Consider the following 390-nt stretch of genomic DNA (forward strand, 5'->3'; position numbering starts at 1 on the left):
GTCGATGCCGGCGCGCTCCAGGGCCTCCCAGGAGGTTTCCAGCAGCAGGCGCTGCTGCGGGTCCATCGCGGTGGCCTCGCGCGGGCTGATGCCGAAGAAGTCGGCGTCGAACTCGCTCGCCCCGGAGAGGAATCCGCCCCGGGTGGAGTACGTCTTGCCGGTGCTGCCGGGGTCGGGGTCGTAGAGCCCCGCCAGGTCCCAGTCACGGTCGGTGGGGAACTCGGAGATGGCGTCGGTGCCGTTGAGCACCGCCTGCCACAGCTGCTGCGGCGAGTCGATCCCTCCGGGCAGGTGGCAGGCCATGCCGACGATGACGATGGGGTCGTGGTCGGTGGTGGTGGTGCGGGTGGTGGTGGGGGTGTTGGTGGTGGTGCCTTGGATGTGTTGTTC

Annotated in this window: 1 protein-coding gene; it reads right to left on the reverse strand. The window is 69.7% G+C overall.

The features are described 5' to 3' along the window. Window positions 1–390: beta-ketoacyl synthase N-terminal-like domain-containing protein (locus ADK60_RS25235; RefSeq protein ID WP_159400579.1), on the reverse strand; the 390-nt coding region annotated here is incomplete at both ends.

Source organism: Streptomyces sp. XY431 (genome assembly GCF_001279805.1).
Lineage (GTDB): Bacteria > Actinomycetota > Actinomycetes > Streptomycetales > Streptomycetaceae > Kitasatospora > Kitasatospora purpeofusca.